This is a genomic window from Pseudoalteromonas sp. APC 3224 (assembly GCF_030407535.1).
Taxonomy (GTDB): Bacteria; Pseudomonadota; Gammaproteobacteria; order Enterobacterales; family Alteromonadaceae; genus Pseudoalteromonas.
Window position 1 is genome coordinate 40,539 of the sequence record NZ_JASDDF010000019.1, and the last position, 24,913, is coordinate 65,451.

Annotated in this window: 19 protein-coding genes and 1 pseudogene; 3 read left to right on the forward strand and 17 right to left on the reverse strand. The window is 39.7% G+C overall.

From position 1 onward, the window contains the following. Positions 1 to 103: 103 nt before the first annotated feature. Together QL989_RS10310 and QL989_RS10315 are read right to left on the reverse strand one after the other, a co-directional pair. Complete coding sequence (locus QL989_RS10310; RefSeq protein ID WP_290170293.1) at positions 104 to 2,377, reverse strand: EAL domain-containing protein; 2,274 nt, start codon at positions 2,375 to 2,377, stop codon at positions 104 to 106. Positions 2,378 to 2,794: 417 nt separating this feature from the next. Further along, positions 2,795 to 3,010 (reverse strand): annotated as a pseudogene (locus QL989_RS10315) (efflux RND transporter permease subunit); the annotation flags it as partial. A gap of 242 nt (positions 3,011 to 3,252) precedes the next feature. On the opposite strand from QL989_RS10315, the gene QL989_RS10320 reads away from it, so the two are divergent. Together QL989_RS10320 and QL989_RS10325 are read left to right on the forward strand one after the other, a co-directional pair. Next, on the forward strand, positions 3,253 to 4,167 hold the full coding sequence (locus QL989_RS10320) for a M14 family metallocarboxypeptidase (RefSeq protein WP_138608851.1): 915 nt from the start codon (positions 3,253 to 3,255) through the stop codon (positions 4,165 to 4,167). A gap of 35 nt (positions 4,168 to 4,202) precedes the next feature. Then, the gene (locus QL989_RS10325; RefSeq protein WP_178955659.1) at positions 4,203 to 4,619 is read left to right on the forward strand and encodes a hypothetical protein; all 417 of its coding nucleotides are present in this window, start codon (positions 4,203 to 4,205) and stop codon (positions 4,617 to 4,619) included. Between the two features lie 21 nt (positions 4,620 to 4,640). Here the strand turns inward: QL989_RS10325 and ccoG are convergent, their stop codons facing one another. The 10 genes from ccoG to QL989_RS10375 form a co-directional block, all read right to left on the reverse strand. Next, positions 4,641 to 6,023, reverse strand: a complete 1,383-nt coding sequence (gene ccoG, locus QL989_RS10330; RefSeq protein ID WP_178955657.1) for a cytochrome c oxidase accessory protein CcoG — start codon at positions 6,021 to 6,023, stop codon at positions 4,641 to 4,643. A 153-nt stretch (positions 6,024 to 6,176) separates the two neighbouring features. Beyond that, positions 6,177 to 7,595: a sigma 54-interacting transcriptional regulator gene (locus tag QL989_RS10335; RefSeq protein WP_290170298.1), complete on the reverse strand. Its 1,419-nt coding sequence runs from the start codon at positions 7,593 to 7,595 to the stop codon at positions 6,177 to 6,179. A gap of 56 nt (positions 7,596 to 7,651) precedes the next feature. After that, the gene (locus tag QL989_RS10340) at positions 7,652 to 8,953 is read right to left on the reverse strand and encodes an AarF/ABC1/UbiB kinase family protein (protein WP_290170300.1); all 1,302 of its coding nucleotides are present in this window, start codon (positions 8,951 to 8,953) and stop codon (positions 7,652 to 7,654) included. A gap of 64 nt (positions 8,954 to 9,017) precedes the next feature. Then, positions 9,018 to 9,572 carry a DUF1439 domain-containing protein gene (locus QL989_RS10345; protein ID WP_290170302.1) on the reverse strand — a complete coding sequence of 185 codons (555 nt, stop codon included), beginning with the start codon at positions 9,570 to 9,572 and terminating at the stop codon, positions 9,018 to 9,020. A 90-nt stretch (positions 9,573 to 9,662) separates the two neighbouring features. Beyond that, positions 9,663 to 12,347, reverse strand: a complete 2,685-nt coding sequence (locus tag QL989_RS10350) for a DUF349 domain-containing protein (RefSeq protein ID WP_290170304.1) — start codon at positions 12,345 to 12,347, stop codon at positions 9,663 to 9,665. Next, a complete protein-coding gene (locus QL989_RS10355; protein WP_008114080.1) occupies positions 12,337 to 12,618 on the reverse strand; it encodes a DUF1315 family protein in 282 nt (93 codons plus the stop codon). The genes QL989_RS10350 and QL989_RS10355 overlap by 11 nt, the downstream gene beginning before the upstream one ends. A gap of 1 nt (position 12,619) precedes the next feature. Beyond that, complete coding sequence (locus QL989_RS10360; RefSeq protein ID WP_008114079.1) at positions 12,620 to 12,946, reverse strand: hypothetical protein; 327 nt, start codon at positions 12,944 to 12,946, stop codon at positions 12,620 to 12,622. A gap of 123 nt (positions 12,947 to 13,069) precedes the next feature. Further along, a complete protein-coding gene (locus QL989_RS10365; protein WP_008114078.1) occupies positions 13,070 to 14,572 on the reverse strand; it encodes an alanine/glycine:cation symporter family protein in 1,503 nt (500 codons plus the stop codon). Positions 14,573 to 14,930: 358 nt separating this feature from the next. Continuing rightward, positions 14,931 to 16,058, reverse strand: coding sequence for a M14-type cytosolic carboxypeptidase (locus tag QL989_RS10370; protein ID WP_290170308.1), 1,128 nt, complete (start codon positions 16,056 to 16,058; stop codon positions 14,931 to 14,933). A 192-nt stretch (positions 16,059 to 16,250) separates the two neighbouring features. After that, positions 16,251 to 17,693: a glyceraldehyde-3-phosphate dehydrogenase gene (locus QL989_RS10375; protein WP_010392881.1), complete on the reverse strand. Its 1,443-nt coding sequence runs from the start codon at positions 17,691 to 17,693 to the stop codon at positions 16,251 to 16,253. Positions 17,694 to 18,132: 439 nt separating this feature from the next. Between QL989_RS10375 and QL989_RS10380 the strand changes: the two genes are divergently transcribed. Further along, the gene (locus tag QL989_RS10380; protein ID WP_290170311.1) at positions 18,133 to 18,930 is read left to right on the forward strand and encodes a DUF2989 domain-containing protein; all 798 of its coding nucleotides are present in this window, start codon (positions 18,133 to 18,135) and stop codon (positions 18,928 to 18,930) included. Between the two features lie 41 nt (positions 18,931 to 18,971). Here the strand turns inward: QL989_RS10380 and ihfA are convergent, their stop codons facing one another. The 5 genes from ihfA to QL989_RS10405 form a co-directional block, all read right to left on the reverse strand. Further along, the gene (gene ihfA, locus QL989_RS10385; protein ID WP_008114070.1) at positions 18,972 to 19,268 is read right to left on the reverse strand and encodes an integration host factor subunit alpha; all 297 of its coding nucleotides are present in this window, start codon (positions 19,266 to 19,268) and stop codon (positions 18,972 to 18,974) included. A gap of 2 nt (positions 19,269 to 19,270) precedes the next feature. Continuing rightward, positions 19,271 to 21,658 carry a phenylalanine--tRNA ligase subunit beta gene (gene pheT / locus QL989_RS10390; protein WP_178955648.1) on the reverse strand — a complete coding sequence of 796 codons (2,388 nt, stop codon included), beginning with the start codon at positions 21,656 to 21,658 and terminating at the stop codon, positions 19,271 to 19,273. A gap of 15 nt (positions 21,659 to 21,673) precedes the next feature. Continuing rightward, on the reverse strand, positions 21,674 to 22,654 hold the full coding sequence (gene pheS, locus QL989_RS10395) for a phenylalanine--tRNA ligase subunit alpha (protein WP_008468473.1): 981 nt from the start codon (positions 22,652 to 22,654) through the stop codon (positions 21,674 to 21,676). 82 nt (positions 22,655 to 22,736) lie between these two features. After that, entirely contained in the window at positions 22,737 to 23,447 is a 711-nt protein-coding gene (hda, locus tag QL989_RS10400) for a DnaA inactivator Hda (protein WP_010392888.1), read from the reverse strand. Next, the gene (locus QL989_RS10405; protein ID WP_290170318.1) at positions 23,447 to 24,502 is read right to left on the reverse strand and encodes a DUF2066 domain-containing protein; all 1,056 of its coding nucleotides are present in this window, start codon (positions 24,500 to 24,502) and stop codon (positions 23,447 to 23,449) included. The genes hda and QL989_RS10405 overlap by 1 nt, the downstream gene beginning before the upstream one ends. Between the last annotated feature and the right edge of the window lie 411 nt (positions 24,503 to 24,913).

Consider the following 24,913-nt stretch of genomic DNA (forward strand, 5'->3'; position numbering starts at 1 on the left):
TCAAATGCTGCTGAAATATTTCAGCAGCATTTAACGCCAAAAAATTCGTTACCCTAGTTTGAAATTTTAATCCGAAAAGGTCGCTAGAACATAGTTATTAAATTCAACTACCTTTCATTGTAGCTGAGTTTTTTGTCATAAAAACAAGACCATTTTCATTTATACATTCAGCATACACCTGAGCACTCATGGGTTTAGAAAAGTAATAACCTTGAAACTCTTTACATCCCATTTCGGACATTATTAAGACCTGTTCTTCGGTTTCTACTCCCTCGGCTACACACTTGATATTGAGTTCATCACACATCACATGCATAGCTTTAACTAAGCTTTTCTGGCGTGTAGAGCGTGTAACCTGACTTATTAAAGAGCGATCCAATTTAAGTTTATCAATAGGGTAATCAGCAAGGCGTGCAATATTTGAGTAGCCAACACCAAAGTCATCCACAGTAATAGAGAACCCCCAATCTTGCAAAGTTTGCATAAGTTTTAGAGAGTGGGCTTGGTTAGCCTCAAGTGATGTTTCGGTAAGCTCTAATTCTATTTGATTCGGTTTTACATTAAAATCCGCCAAATATTTCACCAATTTTGACATAAAGTCAGCTTGGCTAAAATCGAGCAAAGATATGTTTATTGCTATAGGTAAAAGTGGCAAACCAACTTTATTCCATTGGGCAATTTGAGCGCAGACTTTTTGAATAATTAAATCCGTTAATCTACTAATCATTCTGTACTCTTCTGCAATAGGAATAAAGACAGTTGGCGATATATTACCAAGCACAGAGCTATGCCAACGAGCTAATGCTTCAAGCCCAATACATTCACCTTTTGCATTCACTTTAGGTTGATAATGTACTGACAGATCATTTTGTTGCAAAGCTTCATCAAGTAACATGGAAATTTCATACTTTTCCATAAAAGCCTGTGATTGTTTTTGGTTGTAACCACTAAAAGGCAAGTTATAGTCTGCGAGCTTGAGCGCCTCACACGCATTACTAAGAACAATAGCACTATCTTCACCGTGCTCAGGACACTTAGCAAAACCAAATAAAAATGATTGTTGGTAATTAGTACCAAATACATCATAAGTTTGATCTAAAGTGCTTTTAATTTGTATTAATAACTTGTTTTGCTGTTCACTTGAGCTTGAACCAACAATAAAGCAAAGTTTACTACCTTCTATATACGCACAAAGCAAGGGCCCTTCAGGCATTGCTTTTAAGCGCTTATAAGCAGTAATTAGCAATGATTGGGAGTCAGCCTTGTTAAGTTTTAAATTTAAATATTCACTATTTGCGCTTTGTGTGACTACGATATAAAAGCCTTTTTGATATTTAGACGTTAACCTATCGCATTGCATCTCAAACCACTCTCGATTAGGCAATTTCGTCTGCGAGTCTCTAAACCTTAGACGTTTGTTCTCTTGCTCCATCATAGACAAGTTTTGTTTAATTAACTGCTCTTGCGTGCAATCATAAAAGTCATACACTCGGTAATTTGTACTCATTGCTATTTGCTGATAATTACTCTTATAGTAGCGACTCTTATATTCTATGATTTGATTTTTTATATTTAACTCTTTGCTATTAAGTGCAGGGAATAATCCATCAATTCTCTCAGCCTTTTCTTTCAAGCTGTTTTTTAATCCAAACATTTCAATAGCATGTTGATTTAAATCTGTAATTACTAAATTTTCGTCGACAATAATTTTAGCTTTATTAGATTCAGTAAATAAGGTGCGATAAAGCTCGTTTTTATCTTTAAGGAAGCTATTAGCATTTAACATGGTTTTGTTTAAACGTTTGGCAGCAACAATTGTTCGCGCAGTAGCCAGTGGAATACAAATATTAAAAAATAAAAATATCAGGCCTGTAATATATAAGTCAGCTTCTGGTAATTGGCTTGATATTCCTGAATAGCCAGATAAATCAACATTATTAATAATCATGTAAAAAGGTATGATGTTTAAAATACCGTAGGCCAAAGCCGTTCTGTAACCGAGTAGCATAAGAGCAATGATGGGACATGAATACATAAACATAGAACCCACCTTTGCAAGCTCTAAGTCAGTTAAAAATAAATTCATTGATAAACTACCGGCAACGATAGTTAATAAAAGTGCGTTTGCACTAAATGTGTAAAATCGCTTACTTGCTAATAAAAGACTAAAAGCAATAGTGAAAAAACTAATAGTAATAACTGCAATGTAAATTAGGTTGAATTCAATTGCGCGGGTGTATGTATAACAAACTACCAAAAAACAGAGCAAAGTAACGAGAGTTAAAATTATCCGCAGTGCACTCACCCGCCAGTGTGCGACTTCATCATGGGCAGTATGATGATCGTTAAGTAAGAAGTACTTATGGAGAAAGTGCATAATAAACAACAATTAATACATGTCATTCAATTAAACATTGATAAGTTGTCAAAATCAATTAAATAAGTCTAATAACTAATCCAATTGAAGTGACTCTCAAAGTTAATCTAATATATAGTAACTATCCAATATGCTCACTTTCATAAACCGGGGTTACCCAATATTTAACGGTGTGTACTTACAAACAGGGCTTAGCGTCGTTTTTAGTATGGCAAGTTCAGATAATAAAATATGCACCTCAAATTGATAAAAACTACGATACCCTTCTACTTGCTCGGCAATATCAAACTCGCTGTGCTCTTTGCTATAGCCTTGAATTTTTTTAAGTTAAAGCCGGTTATACAGTCTATGCCTATTAATATATCAACTACGTCATCTTTTATATTTGTGGGTGCATTTAGGGTAAAAAGTAACTGTTCAGCCATGTTTTTTCTCCAACCAACCATAGAAGATAGGTAATAAATAAAGGGTAGTAATAGTGGAGGTAATTAACACGCCAATAACTACGATAGCTAATGGCTTTTGTATTTCAGCTCCTGGACCTGTTGCAAACACCAGCGGCAATAAACCAAACATAGCGGTTGTAGCGGTCATTAATACAGGGCGTAGCCGCCTACTTGCAACATCTAAAATGCACTGTGTTACATATACAGCAAAGCCGATGTAGAGGGCAGACATGAGTTTGCCGCATGGTTTTTAAAAGACTTTATGCAACAAAGGTACTATCCGCATTCAAGCTCAGCCATTAACTAATGCAGTGACTATCGCATATACTTGCGCGCTATTTTAGTCAGCGTTAAGCTAACGCTTTATTTTCGTCATTATGGTCTATGTGCTCTATAGCCCGCAGAGATAATTCAACTTAAAGGTTTAATATGAATAACAGTAGTTACCCAATTGGTACGCCTGGTGAGAAGTGGAACAACAATAATAAAATCCAATGGCTTGAGGCACAAAAAATTAAGCGAAGCTATCAACAAGAAGTCGTAACATTAATTGATGAACTTAAAAGCACTCTAGAAGTACAGCAATACGGTGAGCTTAATTATGCCGCAGGTAGCTACCCTTTGTACGCGTTAAAAACCACTAATTTTGATACAAACAAAGCCACTGTTTTAATTACTGGCGGCGTACATGGCTACGAGACCAGTGGTGTTCATGGCGCTTTAAGATTCGCTAAAACATTGGCAAATAAGTACGCTGAGCACTTTAATATTGTAATTACCCCCTGTATTAGCCCATGGGGTTATGAAACGATTAATCGTTGGAACCCAGATGCGGTAGACCCTAACCGCTCTTTTTATCAGGGCAGTCCAGCACAAGAATCAGCGGCAGTAATGAACTATGTGCAATCTTTAAATACTGATTTAATCGCGCATATCGATTTACATGAAACAACAGATTCTGATAACAGTGAATTTAGACCAGCACTCGCGGCTCGTGAAGGCAAAGTAAACACCAACTGGAACATTCCTGATGGCTTTTATTTAGTGGCTGATAGCAACAAACCAGAGCCTGCTTTTCAAAAAGCAATTATTGAACATGTTGAAAAAGTAACGCATATTGCACCTAGCGATGAAAATCAGCAATTAATTGGTGTACCACAAGCGCAATTTGGGGTAATTAATTACGCGGCCCGTGATTTAGGCTTATGTATGGGATTTTCTGAAGCTGCGTATGTCACCACCACTGAAGTATATCCAGACAGTGCAACGGCTAACCCTGAAGAGTGTATATTAGCGCAAGTTGCTGCAATTTCAGGTGCCTTAGACTACATTATAAATAAGTGACCAATGCAGTAAATAATCAATAAAAGGAGCGGCTATTGAAATTTGAAAATAACTACGGCAGTTATAGCTTGCGCGTTGAAGGTAATATAGTTATTGGGCAGTTTAAAGGTAACTTAAACCCTCAGTTATTAAATCATTTTAAAGCCGCTTTATTAAATACCATTGAACCTTTTAAACATTTGTCTTGGGGTTATATTAGCCACTCTCCTGAGGTGATTGCTGCTACCCCCGATGCTGAAAAAAACATGATAGATGTAAGCCAAACAATGGGGATTAATAACTGTTTGATCAGTGCGTTTGTCCTCACCTCGCCTATTGCTATAAGGCAATTGCAGCGGATTATGCACAGCTCAGGCCGTGATGCTCATTTACAAGAGTGCTTGTTTGATGATTTTCAAAGCGCCAAAAAATTTGTAATTAAGCAGCTAGCCCTAGCCGAGTCAGGTTGTTAACTGGCTAGGACTCATACTTTATTAATTTTTATAAAACTGACTGTCTTTGGTAATAGTAATTGCAGGATCTTCTTGCGAAGTGATCACAAAACTCAGCTTACTCACTTTGCGTGCTAAATCGTAACCGTCTGCAGTCACCGTTACCGGCACACTTTTCATCAGCCCAGGCTCTACTAATATAGCATTTGGGCTTTGCAATGTAGCCCCCTCTAAACCGCTAATTGAAATTGAATAATGCAGCGGTTGCTGAGTTTTATTGATAATAGTAAGTGTGTAAGGGTTTTCAACTAAGCCTTCGTAATTTACCCGATACAATGCGTTTCTATCTCTAAGCACAGAAGCTTCTATAGGGGTGCGTTGTAACATCCAAGCAAACATAGATAAAATTAATAGCGCAGTTAACGCCCCATAGCCTACAAGTTTAAGCCTAAATGGATTCGTTTTTTGCCCTGCCATTTGCTTTTCACTGGCGTATTTAATTAAGCCTTTTTCGTAGCCAAACTTATCCATGGTGTCGTCACAAGCGTCAATACATAAACCACAGTTAATACATTCATATTGCAAGCCATTGCGAATATCAATCCCTGCAGGGCATACTTCCACACATAAGTTACAGTCTACGCAATCACCTAAATTAAGCGCTTTAGGATCAGCTTTGCGTTTACGTGGGCCGCGATTTTCACCCCGTTCGCTATCGTAAGTAACCACCAGAGTGTCTTTATCAAACATCACCGATTGAAAGCGCGAATACGGACACGCCACAGTACACATTTTTTCACGTAAAAAGCCCGCATTTCCATAAGTACAAAACGCAAATAAAAATACCCAAAAACTGGTGATCCCAGACCACTCTAAATTTAACATTTCGAGATACAAGGTTTTAGCGGGGATAAAATACGCTAAAAATGAGGTCGCCGTGAGTATCGAAATAACCAGCCAAGCACTGTGCTTAGTGATTTTTTTTCGCAATTTGGTAATATCCCAAGGGCTTTTATCAAGCTTAATACGCTGGTTACGCGTACCCTCTATACGTTGCTCAACCCAAGAAAACATTAACATCCAAATGGTTTGTGGGCAGGTATAACCACACCATACTCTGCCAAGCCAGTTGGTAACAAAAAATAGGGCAAACGCTCCCACCATAAACAGCATGGCTAAAATCATAAAGTCTTGAGGGAGCAAGGTAAGGCCAAAAATAGTAAATTTTTGGGTGGCCACATCCAATAAAACCGCTTGCTGGCCGTTATATTGAACCCACGGAATGGCAATAAAACTCAGCATTAACAACCAGCCTAAATTGCGACGTATACGTTGAAAAAAACCTTTTTGCTCGCGTATATAAATTGGCCCCTCTTCTTTATAGGGCTTTATGATCATGTCTTCTTCTTTAATATCAAACTTCATGCTACTTACTTCATAGTGACGGGTACTAAACAAGTATTTGCAACTTTCAGACCACACTGAAAGTTAAACTAAAGCATTGATATTAAATGATTTTAAAAATAAAACCGAACTATAATATCGCGATATTTAGCGGTTATCGCGATATATCACGAATTAATTCTGACGACGCAGTCCTAACTTTTGCATTTTTGAGCGTAAGGTGCTCTCTGGTAAGCCCAACTTATTTGCCGCGCCTTGTTCACCTGCAATTTTCCAATTACACAGTGCTAATACGCTGCTTATATGCTGTTTTTGTGCTTCATCAAGTGTAAGCGTTGGGTTTATGGCGTTATCATCGCCCGCTTTGAGCGACTGACTTAACTGTAATGTAGAGTGTTTAGATAAAATAGCTTCTCGTTCGAGTACATTTTGTAGCTCTCTAATGTTACCTGGCCAGTCATAGGCTTGTAATTGTCTGATCGCTTTTGTACTTAACCCTTGCAATTGCTTACCTAAGCGCTTGTTTATTTGTGCAATTAAGTTTTGACACAAGTAAGGAATGTCTTCTTTTCGTTCTTTAAGTGCTGGCACATGAATAGGAAATACATTTAAACGGTAATATAAGTCCATTCTAAACTGCCCTGCTTGTACCATTTCCCACAAGTTACGGTTGGTTGCAGCAATGATGCGAGTATCAACCTTTAGGGTTTGACTACCGCCAACGCGTTCAAATTCACGCTCTTGTAATACCCTTAATAGCTTACTTTGGGACTCTAACGGCAGCTCTGCGACTTCATCTAAAAATAAGGTGCCGTGATCGGCAAGTTCAAAACGTCCTTTACGACGCTCGTTAGCGCCAGTAAATGAGCCCCTTTCATGCCCAAAAAGTTCTGACTCTAATAAACTTGGAGTGAATGCCGCACAATTTACTTTTATGAATGCTTGTTCGTTGCGCTTACTGAGACGGTGCAAGTTACGCGCTACCAACTCTTTGCCAGTGCCATTTTCACCAAGAATGAGTACGGTGCTGTCGGTTTCACTCACTAACTGTATTTGATCTAACATGCGTTGGAATACAGCGCTGTGGCCAACCAGTCCTGAATCTTGCCAATCCTCGTTAAGCTCGGCAATAAGGTAATCGTTCTCATCTTTTAGCTGCTCGCTTAGATGCTTTACTTGAGCTAACGCTTCGTGCAACTGGGTTTGGGTTTGCTGTTGTGCTGATATATCGCGAAATACTGCCACAGCACCAATAAGCTGGTTATTTTTATAAACGGGAGTGGAGGTGTACTCAACTGCAAAGGCACTACCATCTTTGCGCCAAAATACTTCGTTTTTTACTTCGCGGCGTTTGCCATCAAACATAGTGCAATAAATTTGGCACTCATCGGCAGGGTAAGGGGTGCCATCGGCATGACTATGATGATGATATTGATGTATTTTTTTTCCTAATAATTCATCGGCCGTCCACCCAGTCATTCGCTCTGCAGCTGGGTTTACAAATACCGCATTACCGGACAAATCAAATCCATATATACCCTCACCTACCGCATTGAGCAATAAGGTAGGATCGTTTAAAAAGTTTTTTATCATAATACAACCTCGCGAAATATCGCGAGCATTATGCCAATTTTATCCTGCTTTAGCACTTAATAATGGCTAAATAACGCCTTAATATTTATTTTGGCGTCTAAACGCGCTGCAATTAAATATAAGCCAGCTAATTTACGGTGAATAAACAATGCATCCACAGGAGGGGTATGCCACTGCTGCGACTGGGCACTTAATTGCATTCCAGCATCTTTGATGTTGCTAGCAAGTTCACTGTTTTTAAAATCAAACTCACCATTATAGCGAAGTGGCTCGCAAGCCATTAAAAATAAATCAATCACTCTTTCTTTATAGTCATCTTTTAAAGCGTCTTTAAAGTAACCAATTGCAGTGGCGGCATTGAGCACACCTTCACGATCATTATTACTGCCGGCTTTAAACAAGGCTAAATAGGCATCACTTAGGGTAGCTGTAATTTCTCGGGTGGCACCAAAATCAAATAACACGATTTTTTGTGATTCTGGTTGGTAATGGTAATTAGCAAAGTTAGGGTCGGTTTGAATTAACTTAAACTCAAACATTTCTTTAAAAAACAAATCAATTAGTTGCTCAGCAACCCGACTTCGATCTGATTGTGGTAAATATGTAATGCCCTCTATAGGCTTGGCATCTACATACTCCATGGTTAGCACTTGCGCAGTACTGTGCTCTACATACACACTAGGCACTTTAAAATGGGGGTTAGTCGATAACAGGTTTTTGTATCGTGCTAAATACTGAGCTTCTAGGGTGTAATCAGCCTCAGCTAGTAACTGCGCTTTCGCTTCTTCAACTAAGGGTTTTATATCCAATTCTTTAGGTAATAATCGCGATAAAGTAAGTAAAGTGATCACATTATCTACGTCGCTTACCACACTTTTAGAAATACCTGGATATTGAATTTTAACGGCTAATTGATCACCATTTTCTATATAAGCTAAATGAACCTGCCCAATTGATGCAGCTGCAAACGGCCTTAGTTCAATATGAGAAAAACGCGATAACCAATCATCCCCCCATTGCTCTTTTAGCACGCTCACTAATTGCTTATGTGGCATTGGGTTGGCATCGGCACGCAACAAAGACAGTAACTGCGCAAGCTCGGGAGTTAATAAGTCGCCAGCATCCATTGAAAGTAACTGCCCAAGCTTCATTGCCGCACCGCGAAGGTGCGACAGCTGAGTGGCTAAGTTTTCAATATTTTTCGGCTGGAGTAATAAGCTTTTATTATCCCAGCCTTTACCACTAAGCGCACTTTTGGCACCACCTACTAACATATTTGTGGCAACACCTGTGGCTAATGAGCCTAACTTTGCAAATCGTGAAAGTCGAGAGGTGGGAACGGATCGCTCATTAGCCATAATTAACCTAATCTATTAATAATAAGGTCAATTAATACGTTTTATTACGCTTATTAGATCTAAATTATAACCGAGGTACTAGCTTAATCGCGCCTTCGACTACTTTTAAATCTAAGGGTAAATTACTTAACAGTGCCATTTTAGGGTCGTTCATATTTAACTTATAAACAGGGTTAACCGCTAAAAATGCATTCATGACATCCATCGCCTCATTATCCAGCACTTCTAAATTACCTTTAAAACCCCCTGCATCGATACTTGAATCGCGTAACTTAACATTACGTAAAAATACGGCTTTTTTCTCGCTATCATAAAAAGGCGTGCCTTGTATTTGTAACTTTAAACGCACAGGATACTTTAATGCAAAGGCATTAATCTCGGCGCTCGAATCAGCACCTAATAAAACATAATCACTGTTGTCGGGACCAATATTAACGCTTAAATCATTTACATCAAACTGCACAGGTAAGCCCATCAGGCTAACTTTTTCACTTAGTTTAGGTAACTCTTTATTTAGTAACGACCCAACCTCTGAATTTGTAAATGAATAAACTGAAATACCCTGAGTGCTGTTACAGGCAGTTAAAAATAATAGTGAAATAAAAACAAAAAATTTCATACAAAACCCTATTCATTAATCGTATTGGCAGTAAGTAGCCATAATAAAAAACCGCTTTAATAGCGGTTTTTTTACTTTAGTTGATAAAAGTTAATTTACAGCAAAAATAACTTTTAACCTTGCTAGTGTGTCAGTTTTGACTGAACCTTCGCTGAGTGCAATTAATTGCTTTAAATAATAGTTTAAATCAGCGTGGTCTCCACGGTGCTTGTCATCTAGCATTGCCACTTGCTCAACCATTCTTTGCGCTGAGTCATGCGAACTCACGTTGGCTAGTATTTCCATACGCGTTAGCAACTGCTCGATACTTAATGCCGTTTTTACCACACCAGTATACTGACTTGGCACTGGTTCATTATTCTCAAGCGCAACAAATAATGCGTTTAAGTTAGCTTGTTCGTTTTTGGCGGCTAATCCGGTTAGCTTTTCATCTATAGCTGACAATAAAGCGGATACTTTAGGCGTTAACGATTTAAATGGCATATACCCTTTAACTTTGGTTTGCAGATCAAGTAATTGGGCTTTACCTTCAACACTATTTAAAGCCACTTCGAGCTCATTTAGTTCGGCTGTTGCTAGCTTATCTGATTCACCTTGCTCGCGTTTTTGCTGCTCAAACTCTTCGCTGCGTTTAGTGAATGTTGCATCATTAAACTCACGGAATTTTTGCCATAGTGCATTCTCAGCTTTTAAGCCTGCAAACCCTATACTCTGCCATTGTTGCTGTAACTGCTTTAACTGCTGACACGCCTCTGCTAGGTTTTCACTTTGAGATAGCTGTTGCGCTTGCTCAACGAGCTCATTTTTAAGTGCGGCATTGCCTTTATGAAACGCATTAAGTGAAGATACAACTAGCTGCTGTTCTGCCTTATAACGCTCGTTTAAAATTCGGTATGTTTTAGGATCAACTTTACCTACACTACGCCATGCTTTTTGTAATCGGTTGTAGTGGCTTTCAAATTGTTTCCAATCTAAATCAGCACCCTTTGTCGCTTGTAAATGCAATGCATGCATTTGCGCTATTAGTTGCTCACGCTCTACTTTAGCCGCTTCACGCTGGATTTCTTGCTCTGCGAAATAACTACGACAAGGTGCGAACAATAGCTCAATTTTTTCATCAAACTCATTACCTTGCTGCTTTTCTTGCTCTGTATCAAGGCGCCCTAGTTCATTCCAACGCTTACGCAATACTTTAACTTGATCAGCACGCTGTTGTGGATCGTTACAAGGCTCATCAACTAACAGTGTTACTTCTTCTAAAAGTGCAGTGCGTTTAGGGGCCGCTGCATACTTTTGCCAATCTTTAGCATCAGCTAGCTGCGCTTCTAGGTCAGCTTTTAAGTTAACCAACGGCTGTTGGTATTTCTCAGTTAGCGCATTAAATAGCTCTTCGAAGCCTTTAAATACACCAAATGCAACATTAAAACGCCCTTCTTCAATTAAACGTTTAACATCACGCGCTTTTCGCTTAGCTTGGCTTTGAGTTTTTTCTAACGGCTTAGTGAGTTCGCTCATTGCAGCTAAAAACTGCTTCTTATGCGCATTAAGCTGAGCTTTAAATGACGTTTGTAAATCAGCGCTAAGTAAATTTAAGTGGCTGCGTGCAGTTTTAAAGGTATTATTGAATGCTGTTAACTGTTGATCGTAATCGCTAAGTTGCTCTGCAGGTTTTATTTCACTAAGCGCATTGTAGGCAATTTTATATTCTTTAATCGCCGCAGTTAGCTCAGGCAACTTAGCAACTTGTGAGAATAATTGCTCAAGCTTATTAATCACTTGTTTTGATTGCTGATCAGCCACCAGTTCCGTTTTATCTAGCGTGTCTTTCGCTTGCGCTACTTTTGCATTAAGCCAATCTTGCTGAATTTGCTCTGGCGTTTCTAAGCCTAACTGTAATGCATTCTCAATTTCTTCACTTAATGCTTCTAACGTAGCTAACGCTAACACTTGGCGCTGTTGCTGAGCTAAACGTTGCTGCTCTATTTCGTGCTGCGCTTTTAGTATGGCAATGTGGGCATCAAGCTTATCGGTAATTGAAATATACTTAGCATCAAGGGTTTTTACATGTTCTTCACTTAGCCATTTTAATTCTAGAGCTTGCCATTGTGCCATGAGCTCTGCGGCTTGTGGGTCAACAATGGCGTAGTCATTTTTATCACGCAATGCATTAAGCTTGGCTAAAATAACACGGGTTGCGTTTTCAACTTGCGATGGCATTTCAAGTGCTAAACGCTCGTTTTCAAGATGACTTTCAAGCGCTACTTTAGCTTCACCTTGAGCATGCTTTAACAGTGCTTTAGTTAACTGCTGAGTAATCACTAAATCAACTAACTGCTGTTGCAGCTCTTCATTGGCTTCTTTAAAGGCTTTTTCAATCAGTTTAGGGTTTGCTAGGCGTTTTAAGAGCTTAACTCTCACTTGCAATTCTTTTTCTGCAAATGCTAGTTTTTCAAGGGTTTTAACCGGTGCAAAGCGTTCAATATACTCATTTTTAATCTGTGCCGATAAGCTACTTTCACTGTTTAATACAGCAGACGAAATTTGTTGCTCAGCCACATCTTTTAATGCCTGATCTTGCTTGTAAGCTTTCCACCAAAGCGGTAAATCGTTTACTTTTTGCAGTGCTTTACGACGAATTTCAGCTGATGAGTCTTCAAGCGCTAAGGTGCTTAAAATTGTTACGTCGCGTGCTACATCAAGTTTTTCAATCGCATCTAAACGAACTTGTTGCTTCGGGTGTTTCCATTTTGGTGTAAAAAGGTTTTTAAAGATCATTTTCACTGAACCTAGCTATTTCGTTATCTGATTTAAATTCTTTTTGTAGTTGCGCTTTGGTTTTTTGGATCATTTCTCCATCTGCACCAATGGTAAACTGCTCGTTTGATTGTGCTACTTTTGCTTGATACAACATCACAAGTTGGACTGTTTGTTGTTTTTGTTCATCTGATAAAGGTGTGCCATCTGGCCACTTTCCTGTTGATGCGCCATATTGTAGGCGCTCAAATAATTCTGGAGTAATATTCTGTACTAAGTTGTCAATATTCATGTCATTTTTTCTTTTTCAGAGTCACTAAAATAATACGGTTAATAAGGTACCAAATACAGCCAATGCCTATAGCTGAGGTATACGCATACCACTGAAGTGTTTTTTCTTGAGGTTGTAGGAAGTACAAACAAAAGAAGCCACCTAAAAATAAGATCAGCGCTAAAAAGGAGTGGTTCATAAACATTTGCTGCTTTTTAATTCGCTGCTCACGTTGAAGTTGTTGAACTTGTTCGGCATTTAATTCAGCAACGTTACTTTGGCAATGTGGACACTGCGGATGTTTATCTGAAATTGATTTTGCACATTTGGGGCAACGAATAATCGCCATACATCTCTCTCCATACTACGCATAAAAAAAGCGCCTTTCGGCGCTTTTCATTGTACTTGTTTTATTGCTCTTTGTCTTTTTTGAATTTAACCCAATAGTTCATATTAGGTTATTAGGGTCTGTTTATTCAGCGTCTTTAGATTGCTTCTCAAGACGCTTTTCCCAGAAGGTAGCATTTTTAATCCCTAATTTAACGGGATCAAACGTGATTTCTCCACCTTTCTTCTTCTGGTCTTCATAATCACTCAAACATGTTAAGGCCGGTTTAGCGACAAAGAAAATAGCTAATATACCCAATATGTTTATCCACGCCATTAAGCCAACGCCTATGTCGCCAATAGTCCAAATATAACCTGAGCTATTAACCATGCCGTAAGCTACCATAAACATAATGACAAGTTTTACAGCTACAAGCGGAATACTTCCTTTAAAGTAGCGGTTTAGGTACGCAATATTCGTCTCCGCAATGAAGTAGTAAGCCAGTATGGTAGTAAAAGCAAAGAAAAATAAGGCGATGCCTACAAACGCTTCCCCAAAGCCACCAAATACACTAAACAACGCCATTTGGGTGAACGCTGCTGAGCCCACTTCAGTTGCTGCATCAACGTTTTGTACAATGAATTGACCCGCAGGTAATTCACCAACAATGTTGTATTGCTGCGTTATTAAAATCATTAATGCCGTTGCTGTACATACAAAAAGTGTATCAACATAAACAGAAAAAGCTTGCACTAAACCTTGCTGTGCAGGGTGATCAACCTCTGCCGCCGCAGCAGCATGAGGGCCTGTACCTTGACCCGCCTCATTTGAGTATATTCCACGCTTAACACCCCAGCCAATTGCGGCACCAAAACCTGCTTGAGCTGTAAATGCATCACCAATGATGAGCGAGAAAATACCTGGTATTTTGTCTAAGTTTATAAATACCACAATTAAGGCCAGTACGATGTAACCAAGCGCCATAAATGGCACAACAATTTGCGTAAAGTTAGCAATGCGCTTTATACCACCAAAAATAATAAACGCTAAAACAATAAGAATAATAGCCAACGCAACGAGTTTAAAGCTGCCTACGTCACCAAAACTTGTAGAGACCATAGTGCCATCACCAAATACTTGAGTGAATGCATTACCTACAGCGTTTGCTTGTACGCCTGGTAAGAAAACCCCACAGGCTATAATTGCCGATACAGCAAATAAAACAGCCAGCCACTTTTGCCCCAAACAACGGTCAAAATAATAGGCTGGACCACCGCGGTATTGGCCGTCTTCTTCTAATTTATAAATTTGACCTAATGTTGATTCTGCGTATGCAGTGCTTGCACCTAAAAAAGCAACAACCCACATCCAAAAAATAGCGCCCGGGCCACCAAAACCAATTGCGGCTGCAACACCGGCAATATTACCAACCCCTACTCGGCCAGATAACGAGACCGCAAGGGCTTGAAAAGACGAGATCCCTTTTTCTGAAGTGTTAGGGCTAAATAATAGCTTGCACATTTCTTTAAAATGTCTAACTTGAGCAAATCGAGTTAGCACTGAGTAAAATAAGCCTGCGCCAAGGCATAAATAGATGAGTGCATTACTCCAAACAACATCATTAACGGCGCTTACAAAAGCTTCCATGAACATCCTCACAGTTATATTTATTATTAATTACCATACTCTGCTATTCAGAATACCTGTCATAAGCTTTACGAAATAAGGGGTTAATCTTTTCCGTCTTTCTTATTGTTTAATTTATATTAACTTAAGTGCCCAACCTTGTTAACAGTTAATTTTCAAAACAACTCACTATAGACTTGTCGATGACGTTTTACGCAGTGCAGGTTGATATAGACCATACGGTATTAAATCTGCCGAGAAGGTGTATTGGAATGTTTTGGTGCTGTGGTGGGTAAATGAATTTTATTTTCTGGTACGGCCGGTTTAGCTTAAAATAAAAAGGGCATCAAAATTATTGATACCCTTTAAAACAAGCGTTTTATCTTAAGTTGTCTACAACATTAACAATGGCTGCTAAAGTGTCTTGACCAAATTGATATGAACGACGATCTGACCAGCCGTAATCTGGATCTGGTAAGTCATTATTATCTTTAAATGGCATTTCAACGGTGTAAGTTAGTGCTTTAAATTCTTCAGCGGTCGCTGATGAGCCTACTGTTAAATTAGCTTGACCTGGTTCGTCTTTATCGTAGCCATGCGTATCTTGAAACTCTGGAGTAATAGTTAAAAGCGCGGCTTTAAAGCTGTCTTCAAGGCCTTTTAGGCGTGCATCATAGCTTGGTATGCCTTCACTACCGGCAACAAAGTTATATGGAATGGCTTCATCCCCGTGAATGTCAAGGTGCATATCTAAGCCTGCTTCTCGCATTTTATTAAGCACCAAGTAAACTTCAGGGCTGTTTTCCATGCTTGGCGTTTGCCATTCACGATTTAGGTTAACCCCTTTAGCATTGGTACGTAAGTGACCACGTGCACTACCATCTGGATTCATATTTGGTACTACATAGAATACCGCTTTTGATAGTAAGGCTGCAGCATGTGGGTCTTCATCATCAAGTAGCTTGTGTAATAAGCCTTCTACAAACCACTCTGCCATAGTTTCACCCGGGTGTTGGCGAGCCGTAACCCAGATGATTTTTTTATCTGCACTTGGCTGACCAATTTTAAGCACGCTCATATCACGCCCATCTAGGGTTTGACCTAGCGTCTCTAACTGACAAAGCTCTTGGCTTTGTGCCCATGATAATAAGTCTAAATGGCGGTCGTAGCTGTATGGAGCGAAATAGGCAAAGTAAACGCTGCTGCACTCAGGCTCAAGCTCAAATGTTAGTGTGCCATTTTCATACGAAGACGGTACACGAAACCATGTTTGACGGTCGTATGAGGCAACAGCTTGGTAGTCGACCCAACCATCTGGGTATGCAGAATTATCAAGATTATTAATATTTAACTGATGTAGTTGATAAGGCGTTGTTTCAAGACGAAAGTGAAACCACTGATAAAACTCAGACTGATAATCTTTATTAATTTCCAACTGAATATTTAACGGATCGGTGGCTTCAATAACTTTAATATTACCACTGTCAAAATTGCTACTGATTTTCATTACAACAAACCTATTAGTTAACTGTGTGTCTTGACTAAAGGATTTAGCCAAGGGGTAAGTACGTGTTAATGCACTTTAAACGCCTATTACTACGTACTCAATTTAATAAAGCGTACCATAACCACTACACTTTAAAAATCTTCAGACCTAAAAAAGCCAGCAAGTGCTGGCTTTTTTTAATTGCTCAAGTGTTTATCGAGGTAAACTTGGGAATGAGACTTCTGCCATATCGCGCATACAGCGAACTACCTGACAGCTATAACCAAACTCATTATCGTACCATACGTAAAGTACAACACGGTTTTCATCAACAATCGTTGCTTGAGAATCAACAACACCTGCGTAACGGCTACCCACTAAATCGGTAGACACGATTTCAGTTGATGCTGTGTAATCGATTTGATCACGTAGGTCTGAGTGAAGTGCTGTTTCACGTAAAAACGCATTAAGTTCTTCAACCGTCGTGCTCTTTTCAAGATTCAAGTTTAAGATAGCTAACGATACGTTTGGTGTAGGTACACGAATTGCGTTACCTGTTAGTTTACCTTCAAGCTCTGGTAATGCTTTAGATACCGCTTTAGCTGCACCTGTTTCAGTGATAACCATGTTAAGTGCCGCAGCACGACCACGACGTTCTGCTTTGTGGTAGTTATCAATTAAGTTTTGGTCATTAGTGTATGAGTGAACTGTTTCAACGTGACCATTCTTAATACCAAACTGATCGTTTAATGCTTTCAATGTTGGTGTTATTGCATTAGTTGTACAACTTGCAGCACATACAATTTTATCTTCAGGTAAAATATCTTGGTTATTTACACCGTAAACGATATTTTTAATGTTGCCCTTAGCTGGCGCTGTTAATAATACTTTTGCAGCACCTTTAGATTCTAAGTGTTGACCAAGGCCAGCTTCATCTTTCCAAATACCTGTGTTATCAACAACAAGTGCGTTTTCGATACCGTAGGCGCTGTAATCAACTTCGCTTGGCGAATTAGCGTAGATAACTTGAATGTAGCTACCATTAGCTTTAATAGCATTACGTTCTTTATCAATGGTAATTGAACCATTAAACGGACCATGGATAGAATCACGACGCAATAAGCTTGCACGTTTTTCTAAATCGCCGTCTTTACCACCACGCACAACAATAGCGCGTAGGTTTAAGTCGGCGTATGGGCCTGACTTTTCAATTAGCAAACGTGCTAATAAGCGGCCGATACGACCAAAGCCGTAAAGTACTACGTCACGTGGCGCTTTAGGCTCAGAATTAACAATTTCAGCTAGCTCGTCTTTAACAAACTCTTCTACTGAACGGCCATTCGCAGCATCTGTGTATAAATAGCTGTATGCTAATTTACCAATATCGATACGGGCAGAATTTAATTCCATTTTGCTGATAGCTTCTAAGAATGGGAAGCTTTCACGTAGGCGAAGTTTAGTTCCTTCAAACTGGGCTACTGATTTATGAGACTTAATAATATCAATAGTGCTTGAGTTTACTAATGGACGGCCGTAAACAGCGATTTCAATACCACGATTACGGTACAATTTACCAATAATTGGTTGCATGCTTTCAGCGTAATCTTGACGTTCTTGCCAGCTACTTGTGTATTCTAACTCGTGAGATGAGGTCATTTTTTTTACCTAATTAAACAATTTTGAACGGATAGCCTAAGAATGTATCGAATTTTGAGAGCAACACATTCCTTCGGGCAGGTCTATTCTAATTTAATCTCATTTTATTCTCTACTGTTAGAGACTAAAGTTTAGGCTAGAATAATATTATATGAGGGTCTGTTGACCTTTGCGGATTAAAATTTGTTCAAACTAGGGGCAGTTTAATCGCGGCGCGAGGTTTGTAACCTAGTGGGCTAAGTCAAAACCGAGCAACAAAGAGTAAATCGCCCCTAGGCTGAACCCTTCGGGCAGCGCCTGTTTGGCATTGATGCTGCGTTATCGCCTATTTATGGGGAATAACCACACCACATAGGCTCTACCTTGCCTCTATACCAAACAGACTGCTGCAAATTCAACCTTGAAAGGTCAACAGACCCTAATAAATTGAGAGGCTCGGATGGCTTTTAAGCACATAACCCTCACTTTTGCATTGTTGCTTGCAGGATGTGAAGAATCTTTTACCGTTGAAGATATTTGTGTGCAATCACCCGCCATGTGCAATGATCTTAACCACGATAGCCACTGTAAGGCACTGCGAGAGCGTACTATTTTTTCTCGCTACCGCGAATCCTTACAACCAGCCGATGAGAACAAATATCAACTACTCAAAGCGTTTGAGCATTACAACCAATGTATTGGCTTAGCCGCTAATATTCAGCATATAAAACTAAAAGGTAAAACTACCGCCCGTCGACGAGCCTACCTCACCAGTAATAGAGAAATGGCACGTATTTATCAGCAAACACAAGCAACCACTCACCCTGGCCTACTCTATTACCATTGGTCAAGAAACAATGATGAAACGGCACTCACCCGGCTACTTGCTCTAGAAAATACCCCCGAGGTGGAAACAAGTGCTGAAATGCAATTTTATTTAGCGTCTTATTACATTAAAGTTGATGAGCAAAAAGCAATTGATTTTTTATACAACACATTGGCATTAAATCAAGCTAAGCAAATACCTGATCCAGAAATTTACACCTCTTTAATTAGTCTTTTTTACAAGCACCACCAATATAAGCACGCGTACATTTTTGCCAAAATAGCAGAGCTTTCTGGAATAAAAAATATCGATATATTATTAATTGAACAGCAGTTAATAGCACAAGGAAAGAATTTAGAGAGTTTAGATGCCCTCGCGGAGCAAACATTACATCAAATAAGCCAAGGAAAATTTATTTCTCCCCGGAAATAATACAACAGATACAAAAAAGGCAGCTTGCGCTGCCTTTTTGTTTATTTTTTGCTTGTGCCTACTTCGACACGGGTCTTTAACTTTTGCCCCGGCCTAAAAGTAACTACGCGACGCGCTGAAATTGGAATATCTTCTCCCGTTTTCGGATTACGTCCCGGTCTTTCTTTCTTATCTCGAAGATCAAAGTTACCAAATCCAGAGAGCTTAATCTGCTCGCCTTTTTCAAGCGCTGAGCGGATTTCTTCAAAAAACGCTTCAACTAAATCTTTGGCATCTTTTTTATTGATCCCGAGCTTTTCAAATAGGTGTTCAGCTATGTCGGCTTTAGTAAGCGCCATATCTAGTCCCTCAACGATGCATTAAACTGTTCGGCCAGTGCGGCCACCACGTTATCAACTACCTGATTGATATCTTTCTCTTCGAGTGTTCTATCAACCGCCTGCAGTGTTAGAGCAATCGCCAAACTCTTATAATTTGGCTCAATACCTTTGCCCTTATACACATCGAATAAGTTTAGGTCAACCAATTGATTTCCGCCAACTTTTCCGATGACGTTTAAAATATCACCAATTTTAACGCTGTCTTGTACTAAAATCGCGATGTCGCGGCGATTTGATGGGAATTTAGACACCCCTACAGCTTGAGGTAAATTTCTTTTTTCTAATGCCGACATTTCAATTTCAAACACAAAAGTAGCATTGTTGATATCTAACGATTTTTGCGCTTGAGGATGTAATGCACCAAAGAAACCTACTTTTTTACCATCAACATAAATAACGGCAGACTGGCCAGGATGAAGACCATCAGATTGCTCAGCTTTAATTTCAAAGCGGCTAACATCGTTGGTAATTGCAAGTAATGCTTCAACATCCCCTTTTAGGTCATAAAAATCAACGTTACGTTTTTCTTCAACCCAATGCTCACCATGAACCAAACCAGTAATAACGCCACCAATAACAGGCACTTGGTATACACCATTTTCAGCATTTACATCACTGATAAACTTAAGGCCGTGTTCAAATAAGCGAATACGAGGTTGTTGGCGGTTTTGGTTATACGCAACAGATGAAAGCAACCCTGGCATTAAACTTACACGCATCGCTGACATTTCAATTGAAATTGGGTGCGGCAATACCAATGCATTACACTCAGGGTGTAAAATAGCTTGCGCTTTAGGGTCAACAAAACTGTAAGTAATGGCTTCTTGATAGCCACGTGTTACTAGCGCATTACGAAAACGGCTCAGGGCAACAGTTGACTCATCATGCGTGGTCATTTTCAGTTTTGCAGTTGGTGCAACATTAGGAATGCTGTTATAACCGTATACACGTGCAACTTCTTCAATTAAATCTTCTTCGATACGAATATCAAAACGGTAGCTTGGTACATCAGCACTCCAGCTATCATTGTCAAATTTAACATCAAGTCCTAAACGCGTCAGAATATCGGTTACTTTCGCATCTTCAATATGATGACCAATAACGCGGTCTAAACGTGAACGACGTAAACGTACTTCAGTTACTTTTGGTAACTTATCAGCAGCCACAGCTTCAACAACAGGACCCGCTTCACCACCAACAATTTCAAGCAGTAACGCTGTAGCGCGCTCCATTGCATCATGTTGTAGAGCAAAGTCTACACCACGCTCATAGCGATGAGATGCATCGGTGTGTAAACCGTAGCTACGTGCTTGACCAGCAATGGCAACAGGGTTAAAGAATGCGCTTTCTAACAGAATATCAGCTGTTTTTTCAGTAACGCCAGATTGCTCACCACCAAAAATACCAGCAATGGCTAGCGCTTTATGATGATCGGCAATCACTAATGTCGATTCATTTAACTTTGCAGTGTTACCATCAAGTAAAACTAATTCTTCACCTGCGTTTGCACTACGTACTTTAATTCCACCCTCAATCGCATTTAAATCAAATGCATGCATTGGGTGACCAAGCTCTAATAACACAAAGTTAGTCACATCAACTACCGGGTCGATTGAACGCACACCACTACGGCGTAGCTTTTCAACCATCCATAGAGGTGTTTCAGCATTAAGGTTAATGCCTTTGATAACACGCCCTAAATAACGAGGACAAGCTTCATCGTTAACCAACTCTATTGATACTTTATCTTCAATTGTCGGTGCTACCGCTGGAATACTTAATGTATTAACATCAATGCTGTTCAGCACGCCAACTTCACGAGCAAGGCCTTTAATACCTAAACAGTCACCACGGTTAGGGGTTAAATCTACATCTATGATGTTGTCATCTAATCCTAAGTATTCGCGTAAATCTGTGCCAATCGGCGCGTCAAGCGGCAATTCCATAATGCCATCGCCCTCTTCGCTAATGCCTAGCTCATCAAACGCACACAACATGCCGTATGATGGTTGACCACGAAGTTTGGCCTTTTTAATTTTAAAATCACCTGGTAATACTGCACCAACAGTGGCAACAGCAACTTTAATACCTTGGCGGCAATTTGGTGCACCACAAACAATATCAAGCAGTTCATCACCACCAACATTAATTTTTGTTACACGTAGTTTATCTGCATCAGGGTGCTGGCCACATTCAACCACCTCACCTACAACAACACCATTAAATTTGGCTGCTGCCGGCTCTACGCCATCTACTTCTAAACCAGCCATTGAAAGCTGTTCCGAAAGAGCTTGCGTATCAATTGCAGGATTTACCCACTCTCTTAACCACTTTTCACTAAATTTCATTTTATTTCTTCACTCTTAACGGAACTGGTTTAGGAATTTTAAGTCGTTTTCGAAAAACGCACGTAAATCGTTTACGCCGTAGCGCAACATAGTTAAGCGCTCTACACCCATACCAAAAGCAAAACCGGTGTATTTTTCAGGATCGATACCAACAGACTTAAGTACGTTAGGGTGAACCATGCCACAGCCTAATACTTCTAACCATTTACCATCTTTACCCATTACATCAACTTCAGCTGAGGGCTCTGTAAATGGGAAGAATGAAGGACGGAAACGAATTTCCATATCTTCTTCAAAAAAGTTACGTAAGAAGTCATGTAAAATACCTTTGAGCTCAGTAAAGCTAACGTCCGTATCGACCATTAAACCTTCCACCTGATGGAACATAGGTGTATGTGTTTGGTCGTAGTCATTACGATATACACGCCCTGGTGAAATTATACGAAGCGGCGGCTGCTCTGTTTCCATGGTACGAATTTGCACACCACTGGTTTGAGTACGCAACACCAACTTAGGATTAAAGTAAAAGGTATCGTGGTCGGCGCGAGCAGGATGGTGCTCAGGAATATTTAGGGCATCAAAGTTATGAAAATCATCTTCAACTTCAGGGCCTGATTTAACTTCAAAGCCTAGTTCACCAAAAAAGCTTTCAATACGCTCAATTGTACGTGTTACTGGGTGAAGGCCACCAGAAGGCATAACACGCCCTGGTAAAGTTACATCGATAGTTTCAGCAGCTAGTTTTTCTTCTAGTGCTTTACTCGCTAAAAGCTCACGCTTGTCATTAATTGCGCTTTGCACATCTTGCTTAGCTTGATTGATTACCTGGCCTGCTTCTTTGCGTTCTTCAGGAGCAATTTTACCCAGTGTTTTAAGTAAGCTGGTGATCTCGCCTTTTTTACCAAGGTAGTTAACCCTGATCTCTTCTAGTTGCGCGATTTCACTGGCACTGGCAACTGCCTCAAGTGCTTGCGCTAATATATTTTCTAAGTTCATTCGATACCTGATCTTTCAAAGAAGGTGATTACAATTTAGTTAGCTAATGATAACTGAAAGCGGGGTCTAGATTCTAGACCTACTACAGCTTTAGCGTTGATTTTATGAAAGGAATAGTTAATTTTCGCTGTGCAGCCATGGATGCGTGATCTAATTTGTCTAATACATCCAATAATGCGCGCATATCACGACTTAAACGGGTTAATAAAAACCGCGCGCATTCGTCACTCAGTTCAAGACCGCGCATGTTTGCCCGCTTTACTAGCGCTTGTGCTTTATCATCATCACTCATGGAGCGAATTTGAAAGGTGGTACCCCACTTCAAGCGTGATTCTAAATCGGGCAAGCTAATATTAAGCATATTTGGCAGTAAATCAGCAGTTACTACCAGCATTTTATTAGGCTCATTAAAGCGGTTGAAGAAATTAAATAACGCTTTTTCCCATGCATCATTACCCGCCACTAAGTGAACATCATCAATACATAATACATCTAGCGCCTCAAGACCATCTAAAACCATCGGGCCAAAATGTAGAACTTCTCGCATTGATAGCAGCATATTCGATAAGCCGCGCTCCTGGGCTTGAATACAGGTGGCGTATAACAAATGGGATTTACCTGAGTCTCCTAAGCCACACAAATAAGTATACTGAAAAGCTTGAGATAGCTTAGAAAAGCTATCTTTAAGGTGGTTAACCTCTAATGAGTCTTCTCCCCCAAAATAAGAGGCAAATGTTTCATCATCAGGTAAAGTAACCGGTAGCGCCATTTGCATTGGCTCTTGAGTTAGCATTAGTTTTCAACCCATTGATACTCTAGGCTTTGCTTATCAACTATGTGATAAAAAGCACGGGGGTCGACATAATCTTTAAAGGCATTATCAAGACCAAGGGCTTTTTTAAGATCGTTTACAGTGCCGGTATGATCTAGCTTAAATTCAACAGAATCGGGAGTTTTACGTATAATAACCGTTTGGGTGACAACACTTAGGTTGAGTAGACGGCGCTTTGCCAACTCTATATCCACAAAATTACCTGTCCCTTTTAAGGTCAAATTGGCAGTACGTTGCTCATAATACGCATTCGGATCGATCGCATATTCGCCAGCTAAACCTTGCGCTAAATCATCAATCATTTGCGCAACGATTTGCTGTCTATAGCCAATAATTCGGTTAGATTCAAACATTTCGTCATTAGTAAAACGCCAATCTAATACCCAATTATCGGAGTTAAACTCTTGATACATTCTAGCAGTAATACTGCGCTCAGCACTGTAACGTTTAGATGCCTCTTCTACTGGTTCAGAAAAGTTCCCCCAAACCTCAGGGACACCAACAAGGCGTCTATCCTGTAAATCAAGCAAAGGCACAACGACAGGTAATCCACGACGGCTTGCCTTATCATAAATGAGCTGCTCTAACTGTGGGTAACTTTCTTGAGTTACTAGCTCTCGTTGCCTGTTATCTTCAATCCCTAACCAGATTGCAACCAGTGGTCGTTGCATTCCCCATAATGGCAAATTAAGCTCTTTGATTAGTGCATCGATTTTTCGTGCTTCAAACTTAACTAATAATTTAAGCTCTCCGGGGATACGCTCATCATATTCAAATTTCAGCATATAATCGGATATATCTTTAGTGCGTTGCTTAGCGACTCGATTTTCATCTGCGCTTTTGTCACCACTCACTTTTACTAATACGTTAAGCAACGCTTTGCGGCTAGCGTCTAAACGAGTATCACGAGATTTATCTTCTACGACCAAAATATCTTGATATAGATCAGTTACTTCAACTGCTGATACAGAAACACAAAAGAAAATGGATAAGGCGCTAATTAATAATCTATACACAGGCAAATCATTCATGGTTTTAAACTGTTTTGATCCTAAATCAAAGCCAGTAACAAAGCAAAATTATATTTTTCTCAGTCACTAACGCCATTAAGCTCGCTTTAATGATCATAAAAAAACCTCAAAGTAAATACCGACTAATTGGAGTCGGTGCGCTACTTAGTTGCGACAACGCAGTAGAATATTGCGGCAAAACAGCGTGAGAGTCATACTAAAGACATGGAGGTGGCTTTAGGCTGTTATTCTTTTCCTTTTAACCTGTTACCTGTTACCTTTTACCTTTGTTTTTCACTTTCCTGCAGACGTAAAAAAGCCCGACTCTTTCGAATCGGGCTTTCTCTTATTTGGAGCCTGGTAATGACCTACTTTCACATAACAAATGCTACACTATCATCGGCGCTGTTTCGTTTC

What these genes read in the sequence shown, in the direction of transcription:
- QL989_RS10310 (WP_290170293.1), bottom strand. Translation starts at nt 2,377, where the DNA reads ATGCACTTTCTCCATAAGTACTTCTTACTTAACGATCATCATACTGCC.
- QL989_RS10320 (WP_138608851.1), top strand. Translation starts at nt 3,253, where the DNA reads ATGAATAACAGTAGTTACCCAATTGGTACGCCTGGTGAGAAGTGGAAC.
- ccoG (WP_178955657.1), bottom strand. Translation starts at nt 6,023, where the DNA reads ATGAAGTTTGATATTAAAGAAGAAGACATGATCATAAAGCCCTATAAA.
- QL989_RS10335 (WP_290170298.1), bottom strand. Translation starts at nt 7,595, where the DNA reads ATGATAAAAAACTTTTTAAACGATCCTACCTTATTGCTCAATGCGGTA.
- QL989_RS10340 (WP_290170300.1), bottom strand. Translation starts at nt 8,953, where the DNA reads ATGGCTAATGAGCGATCCGTTCCCACCTCTCGACTTTCACGATTTGCA.
- QL989_RS10345 (WP_290170302.1), bottom strand. Translation starts at nt 9,572, where the DNA reads ATGAAATTTTTTGTTTTTATTTCACTATTATTTTTAACTGCCTGTAAC.
- QL989_RS10350 (WP_290170304.1), bottom strand. Translation starts at nt 12,347, where the DNA reads ATGATCTTTAAAAACCTTTTTACACCAAAATGGAAACACCCGAAGCAA.
- QL989_RS10355 (WP_008114080.1), bottom strand. Translation starts at nt 12,618, where the DNA reads ATGAATATTGACAACTTAGTACAGAATATTACTCCAGAATTATTTGAG.
- QL989_RS10360 (WP_008114079.1), bottom strand. Translation starts at nt 12,946, where the DNA reads ATGGCGATTATTCGTTGCCCCAAATGTGCAAAATCAATTTCAGATAAA.
- QL989_RS10365 (WP_008114078.1), bottom strand. Translation starts at nt 14,572, where the DNA reads ATGGAAGCTTTTGTAAGCGCCGTTAATGATGTTGTTTGGAGTAATGCA.
- QL989_RS10370 (WP_290170308.1), bottom strand. Translation starts at nt 16,058, where the DNA reads ATGAAAATCAGTAGCAATTTTGACAGTGGTAATATTAAAGTTATTGAA.
- QL989_RS10375 (WP_010392881.1), bottom strand. Translation starts at nt 17,693, where the DNA reads ATGACCTCATCTCACGAGTTAGAATACACAAGTAGCTGGCAAGAACGT.
- QL989_RS10380 (WP_290170311.1), top strand. Translation starts at nt 18,133, where the DNA reads ATGGCTTTTAAGCACATAACCCTCACTTTTGCATTGTTGCTTGCAGGA.
- ihfA (WP_008114070.1), bottom strand. Translation starts at nt 19,268, where the DNA reads ATGGCGCTTACTAAAGCCGACATAGCTGAACACCTATTTGAAAAGCTC.
- pheT (WP_178955648.1), bottom strand. Translation starts at nt 21,658, where the DNA reads ATGAAATTTAGTGAAAAGTGGTTAAGAGAGTGGGTAAATCCTGCAATT.
- pheS (WP_008468473.1), bottom strand. Translation starts at nt 22,654, where the DNA reads ATGAACTTAGAAAATATATTAGCGCAAGCACTTGAGGCAGTTGCCAGT.
- hda (WP_010392888.1), bottom strand. Translation starts at nt 23,447, where the DNA reads ATGCTAACTCAAGAGCCAATGCAAATGGCGCTACCGGTTACTTTACCT.